The organism is Sulfitobacter sp. UBA1132, from assembly GCF_002311545.1.
In the GTDB taxonomy this organism is placed as follows: Bacteria; Pseudomonadota; Alphaproteobacteria; order Rhodobacterales; family Rhodobacteraceae; genus Sulfitobacter; species Sulfitobacter pontiacus.
The window spans coordinates 3,910-4,167 of sequence record NZ_DCAN01000022.1; the positions used below are offsets into that span (position 1 = coordinate 3,910).

Here is a 258-nt window from a genome sequence, read left to right on the forward strand (position 1 = left end):
CCGTGACGGTACTGTGCCCGCCGATAACCCGTTTGTCGGGCGCGACGACGTGCTGCCGGAAATCTGGTCCTACGGGCATCGCAACCCGCAAGGGGCAGCGCTTGATCTGGAGGGCAATCTTTGGGTGTCAGAACATGGGGCGCGCGGCGGGGACGAGGTTAACGCGGTCCGCAAGGGCGCGAATTACGGATGGCCGGTGATATCCTACGGGCGTCACTACTCCGGTGCCAAGATCGGCGAAGGCACCGCGAAAGACGG

1 protein-coding gene is annotated in these 258 nt (G+C 64.3%); it reads left to right on the plus strand.

Annotation, left to right across the window (positions count from 1 at the left end):
• On the plus strand, positions 1 to 258 hold a 258-nt coding region (locus B4F27_RS17585), incomplete at both ends, for a PQQ-dependent sugar dehydrogenase (protein WP_286760308.1).